This window comes from Nocardiopsis sp. TNDT3 (genome assembly GCF_003427465.1).
In the GTDB taxonomy this organism is placed as follows: Bacteria; Actinomycetota; Actinomycetes; order Streptosporangiales; family Streptosporangiaceae; genus Nocardiopsis; species Nocardiopsis dassonvillei.
The window spans coordinates 1-5,656 of record NZ_QPFC01000940.1 but is presented as its reverse complement, the minus strand read 5'-3'; the positions used below and the strand labels follow the sequence as shown (position 1 = coordinate 5,656).

At 75.4% G+C, this 5,656-nt stretch carries 4 protein-coding genes; all 4 read left to right on the top strand.

What is annotated here, in order from left to right; all coding sequences use genetic code 11:
• Positions 1-188 precede the first annotated feature (188 nt).
• Positions 189-2,837, top strand: a complete 2,649-nt coding sequence (locus DQW06_RS21970) for a molybdopterin-dependent oxidoreductase (RefSeq protein WP_117199219.1) — start codon at positions 189-191, stop codon at positions 2,835-2,837.
• A complete protein-coding gene (locus DQW06_RS21965; RefSeq protein WP_013153259.1) occupies positions 2,834-3,823 on the top strand; it encodes a xanthine dehydrogenase family protein subunit M in 990 nt (329 codons plus the stop codon). The genes DQW06_RS21970 and DQW06_RS21965 overlap by 4 nt, the downstream gene beginning before the upstream one ends.
• A 683-nt stretch (positions 3,824-4,506) precedes the next feature.
• Complete coding sequence (locus DQW06_RS21960) at positions 4,507-5,286, top strand: phytanoyl-CoA dioxygenase family protein (protein ID WP_117199218.1); 780 nt, start codon at positions 4,507-4,509, stop codon at positions 5,284-5,286.
• Positions 5,287-5,385: 99 nt separating this feature from the next.
• The coding region (locus DQW06_RS21955; RefSeq protein WP_157983546.1) for an AMP-binding protein at positions 5,386-5,656 on the top strand (271 nt) is incomplete at its 3' end.

The window sequence follows — 5,656 nt, the reverse complement described above, 5'->3', positions numbered from 1 at the left end:
CCGCCGAGGGGCGGCCCGGCCTCCCCCTTTTTTTCGCCGTGGACCGGCCGGGGCCGCGCGTGCCCGGAGCAGCCACGGAGCCGCCAGGGCCGGAAGTCGCGGCCGCGCGGGGCCCGGTGGCTCGTTGACAGCGTTCGGCGCCGCCCCTAAGTTGACAATGTCAACTTCACATCGAGGGAAGCCACCCCATGAATGTTCGAGTCAACGGCGTCTCCTCCCCCGCCCCCGACTCCCCCGACACCACGGCGGCCGAGCACATCCGCGACCGCCTCGGCCTGACCGGCACCAAGATCGCCTGCGGGACCGGGGTCTGCGGCGCCTGCACCGTCCTGGTGGAGGGCGCGCCCACCGCCTCGTGCCTGCTGCCCGCCGACCGGCTGGAGGGCCGCGAGGTCACCACCGTGGAGGGCCTGGGCGGCGACCACCCCGTACAGCGCGCCTTCGCCGCCCACGACGGGATGCAGTGCGGCTACTGCACGCCCGGGTTCGTGGTGGAGGCCTCCGCCTTCGTCGACTCCTGGCGCGCCGAGCACGGCGACGTCCGCCCCGGCCGCGACCGCGTGGCCGACGCCCTGGCCGGGCACCTGTGCCGCTGCGGCGCCTACGAGGGGATCTTCGCCGCCGTGGACGCCGCCTGCGCGGGTGAGTTCGACACCGAACCCGAGCAGGCGCCGCCGCGCGCGGACGCCCTGGCCAAGGTCACCGGCCGGGCCCGCTTCAGCGCCGACCTGGCCCCCGATGGCACCTGGGAGGGGGTGATCGTGCGCTCGGCACACGCCCACGCGCGGGTGCGCGCCGTCGACCCCGGCGGAGCGCGGAGCGCGGCCGCCCGCCGCCCCGGGCCCGGACAGCCCGTGGACCCGAACCCGGTCTTCACCGACCTGCTGGGCGAGGAGCGCACGGTGCGCTACGTCGGCCAGCCCATCGCCGCCGTGGCCGCGCCCACCGCGGCCCTGGCCCGCGCCGCCGCCCGTGCCGTGCGGGTGGACTACGAACCCCTGCCCTCCGTGCTCGGTGTCGAGGAGGCGCGCGCGCAGGACGCCCCGCGTGTCTACCCCACGCGCGCCGAGCGCCAGGCCGCCCCCTCCAACGCCGAGGGCCCCGGCCTCCCGGGCCGCTGGGACGGCAACACGCGCGGTCCCACCACCGTCGGCTGGCGCGGCGCGACCGCGGTGCGGCGCCTGCGCACGGCCGCCGAACGCCGGGATCCGCGCCTGGTGGCCCAGGAGTACACCACCGCCGTGCAGGTGCACAGCCCGCTGGAACCCCACGTGTGCGTGGCCTCCTGGGACCGCGACGGCTCGCTGACCCTGCGCGCGTCCACCCAGGCGGTGTCCAAGGTCGCCCAGAAGGCCGCCGAGCGCTGGAAGCTGTCGCCCGAGCGGGTGCACGTGCTCAGCGAGTACGTCGGCGGCGGATTCGGCGCCAAGGCCGGCCTGTCGGTCGACATGGTCGCCGCGACCGAACTGTCCCGGCTGGCCCACGCCCCGGTGCGCGTGTCCTTCGACCGCGCCGAGGAGCTCACCGACGCCGGGCACCGCCCCGGAACCCGCACCCGGGTGGCGCTGCTGGCCGACGACTCCGGGGACCTGGCGGCGCTGACCGTGGACTCCCACGGTGACGGCGGCGTCTCGGTGGGCTCCACCACGGCCGTCTTCGGGCTGTTGATGTACGGGCGCTCGCCGCGCCGGGCCCGCGACTTCGACGTGGTCACCCACCGCCCGCCGGGGGCGCCCATGCGCGCCCCCGGCGGCGCCCCGATGTCCTGGGCCGTGGAGCAGGCCGTGGACACGATGGCCCACCGGCTGGGCGAGGACCCCCTGTCCCTGCGCCGCCGGTGGGACGGCAACCACAGGCGCCGGGCGCTGTACGAACGGGCCGCCGCCCTGGAGCTGTGGCGCGAGCGCCCGCGCGGTGCCCGCACCGGCCGGTTCCGGCGCGGGGTCGGCGTCGCCGCCTCCAACTGGCTCTACCTCATGGGCCCGAGCGCGAAGGTCGAGTTGTCGGTCCGCGACGGCGCGGTGGTGGTGCGCTCCGCCACCCAGGACATCGGCACCGGGATCCGCACGGTCCTGGGCGAGGTGGTCGCCGAGCGGCTGGGGATGTCCGCCGCCGACGTGCGCGTGGAGATCGGTGACAGCTCCTCGGTGCACGGCACCGGTTCCTTCGGCAGCCGCACCACCACCTCGATGGGCCCCGCCGCCGCCGACGCAGCCGACCGGCTCCGCGCCGAGCTGCGCGAACGCGAGCCGGGGGTTCCCGCCTCGGGGCCCATCCCCGAGCACGCCCTCAAGGACGCCCTGGCCGCCGCCGAGGGGGTGCGGGTGGTCGGTGAGAGGGGCCGGGACCGCCGGGGCGCGCTCACCCCGAACATGGACGACCTGGCCGTGGGCCGGGGCATGACCGGCGCCGTGCACGTGATGGAGGTGGAGGTGGACACCCTGCTGGGCCGGGTGCGCCCCACCCGCTGCTGGGCGGGGCTGGCGGTGGGCCGCGTGTACGCCGAGCGGCTGGCCCGCAACCAGGCCGAGGGCGCCGTGGTGCAGGGCGTGGGGTACGCGCTCTTCGAGGAGCGCCGACACGACCCGGTCACCGGGGTGGTGCTCACCGACAACCTGGAGGACTACCGGCTCCCGGGGATGGGCGACGTCCCCGAGACCGAGGTGCACTTCCACCAGGAGGGCTTCGAGCACGCCGCGGGCGCGGGGGTGGGCCTGGGCGAGATCTCCCTGGTGGGCGTGGCCGCGTCCGTGGCCAACGCCGTGCACGACGCCACCGGCTGGCGCCCCCTGGACCTGCCCATCCGCCCGGACCGACTGCTGGAGGGACTGCGTTGACCGCGACCACACGCCCCGCGGGGCTGGAGGAGGCCCTGACCCGGCTGGAGGGCACGGGCGCCCGTCCGCGCGCCGGGGGCACCGACCTGACGGCGTGCCTGGCCTCGGGGGTCCTGGAGCCCGCGCCCGTGGTCGACCTGACCGGGGTGCGCGAACTGCGCGGGGTGGAGTGGCGCCCCGACGGCTCGGCCCGGGTGGGCGCGCTGACCGGCGTCGCCGAGCTGTCCGCGGACCCCGCGCTGGCGGCGGCCTATCCGGCGCTGGCGGCCACGGCGCGGGCGCTGGCCACGCCGCAGGTGCGCAACGCCGCGACGCTGGGCGGCAACCTGCTCCAGCGCAACCGGTGCTGGTACCTGCGCAACCCGGCCTTCGACTGCTTCCAGACGGGCGGGGACTCCTGCCCGGCGCGCGGGGGCGACCATCTGTACGGGGTGGTCGTGGACCGGGGCCCGTGCGCGGCCCCGCACCCGTCCTCGCTGGCGGTGGCGCTGCTGGCCCACGACGCGTCGGTGCTGGTGGCGGGCGGGGGGCGGACCGAGATGGCGGTGGCCGACCTCTACGACGCCGCCGACCCGACCCGCGACCACGTGCTGGAGCCCGGCCGGGTACTGGTGTCGGTCGGGCTGCCGGTCCCGACCGCGGGTGAGCGGTCCGCCTACCGCCGTGCCACCGGGCGCTCGCGCGCGGAGTGGCCGCTGGTGGAGGCGGTGGTACGCCTGGCCCTGGCGGACGGGGGGTCAGGGCCGGTGACCTCGGCGGCGGTGGCCGTGGGCGGGGTGGCCCGCACCCCGCTGCGGCTGCCGGAGGTGGAGGCCGCCCTGGTGGGCGCGCGTACGGGCCGGGCGCTGGACGGGGGCGTGGTCGAGGCGCTGGAGGGACTGGCCGACCTGTGCTCCCCGCTGCCCGCGACCGGGTACAAGGTGGAGCTGCTGGGCGCCACCGTGCGCGACGCCCTGGAGCGGGCCCTGGACGCCCCGGGCGACTGAGTCCCCGGACGGCTGAGGCCCCGGATCGGACGTACGGCCCCGTTCCCGCACGACGCGGGGCGGGGCCGACGCCGTGTCCGGGACACACGCTTTTCGGATACGGATCCCTTCCAGAAAGACCATCCCTGCCGCGCACTTCGCGCATAAGGGATCACCGGGGAAATCCGTCGCCCCCGACCGCGACGAACACACGGGGGGCGCACGCGTCCGATGACGGCGCGCCCTCCGAGGAAAATCGCATTCCCCCCATTTTCCGGAGAACCGGGCACCTCTTCTTTTCCCTCACGACCCAGAAGGGAGAAAGGGGACAAAAATACATTTTGGCTCCGCTTTCCACACCAGCAACAACAGGGGGCAGCAGCGCCCGCAAACCGCCGTGAACAGCGCTGACACACCCCCCCACACCTCCCACGACCCTCGCGCGCGCACGTGTTCGCACATCCCCCACGGGATTCTTTTCCGACCTTCTTGACACAGAAGGGAACGGATGCAAAATTGATGCAGTCGGACCACGGAACACCGCCCTCCCGCGGAAATACCTCGCCATTACCCCAGCGCCCGGTCGGCGGGAAACGAGAACGCCCTCCCACCCCCGGAACAGGACCAGCACGGCGATCCCCACGACGACCCGGCAGTCGTCCACCACCGAAGCGCGAATCACGGGTGACACTTTGACGCATGCGTTGTCCCAGGACGTGTCCGCGGCCGAGCGACGAGAGCGCTTCGCCGAGTCGGGGTACCTCGTCCTCCCCGGCCTCCTGCCCGAGAACCTCCTCCACCGGCTCCTCCCCGAGGTGGACCGCTGGGTGGACGAGGGGCTGCGCGACCGCTCGATAGCCGCCTGCCTCGACCCGGAGGGGGGCGACCCCCGCCCGGCCCTGGAACTGGAGCTGCCCGCCCACGGCGAACTCCTCACCCACCGCCCGCTGCTGGAGGTGATCGCGGAGCTGCTGGAGGCGCCCTTCGTCTTCCACCACCTGCACAGCGCCAGGCACGACCCGGACACCGGGGGCAAGCCCTGGCACCACGACAACGAGCCCAACGACCTCGGGGACCCGGGCCTGGTCATGGTGCACGCCCTGCACTACCCGGCGGGCCTGGACGAGAGCATGGGGAGTCTGGCCGTCCTGCCCGGGTCCCACCGTGAGGAGGCGGACAAGACCGCCCGCGCCCACCTGGGCACCTCGGAGCTGCCGGGCGAGGCCGTCCTCGACCGGCTCCCGCCCGGTTCGACCGTCCTGCTCAACTCGGCGCTGTTCCACGCGCGCAGGCCCGCCCCGCGGACGACCCGCCGCCCCCGCTACTTCGTCGACGCCTCCTACTGCCAGACCGGCGCCCGGTGGCGCCCGGTCAAGCCCTACTGGCGGCACATGCTCACCCGCGCCCGCGAACTCGGCCTCGACCGGGGCGGATGGCCGGAGCTGTTCTCACCTCGGCACTTCACCGACTACACCCCGGCATGAGGCTCCGGAGCCGGTCCCGGGCCCGACGGTGACGGACGCCCCCGCCACGGGGCCGCGCGAACCAGACAGCGGAGACGGAGCGGAGACGGAGCGGAGACGATGACGCACGTGTTGCGATCCACCCCCACACTGCCCGACATGCTCACGGAGGGGAGTCGGGCGCACCCGCTCCGTACGGCGCTGACCGACGGCGTGCGCTCCCTCAGCTACCGCGACCTCGACGCCGCCGCCGAACGGGTCGCCGCCCGCCTGGCCGCACGGGGCCTGGGCCGCGGCGACCGGGTGGCCCTGCTCGGGCCGCGCGACGCCCGGCTGTGCGCGCTCCTGCACGGGGTCCTGCGCTCGGGCGCGGCCCGAGCAGGGCCACCCG

Coding starts and splice junctions, on each gene's coding strand:
- DQW06_RS21970 (WP_117199219.1), top strand. CDS start 189: ATGAATGTTCGAGTCAACGGCGTCTCCTCCCCCGCCCCCGACTCCCCC.